Here is a 478-nt window from a genome sequence, read left to right on the forward strand (position 1 = left end):
GATCCGCAGGGTGTCGAGGATGGCGTCGGGGCGCAGTCCCGCGTTGAGGCCGTCGATGGTGTGGTCGACGATGTGGCGGAGCAGTTCGGCGGCGTTGCCGAGGCGTTCGCGGATGGCGGTGGCGTCGGTGATCGGCATGGAGTGGCCGGGGATCAGCACGTCGGCGCCGAGTGCGGCGATACGGTCGAACGCGTCGGCCCATTCCTCGGCGTAGCGCTGGACTTTCTGGGGGTTCCCGGCGTTCGGGCACACGCCGTTCCACAGGTCGCCGACGCAGACGGCCTTGCGGGCGGGAGCCCAGACCCAGGTGGCGTCGTCGGTCTCGGCACGGGTGTGCTGCAGGTGGAATTCCTCGCCGCTGATCTGCAAGGTCAGGGCGTCGTCGTAGACGGTGTCCGGCCAGACGACGTCGCTGTCGGCGGTGGGCCACCAGGTGCGCGGCCCGCCGGATTGGCGGGCGTTGAGCGCGGTGTTGAGT

The 478-nt window shown here is 70.3% G+C and carries 1 protein-coding gene; it reads right to left on the minus strand.

The window, feature by feature from the left end:
- The coding region (locus tag AC1DSF_RS30760) for an MBL fold metallo-hydrolase (RefSeq protein WP_478184098.1) at positions 1–478 on the minus strand (478 nt) is incomplete at both ends.

The sequence above is a fragment of the Variovorax sp. 01N429 genome (genome assembly GCF_056399425.1).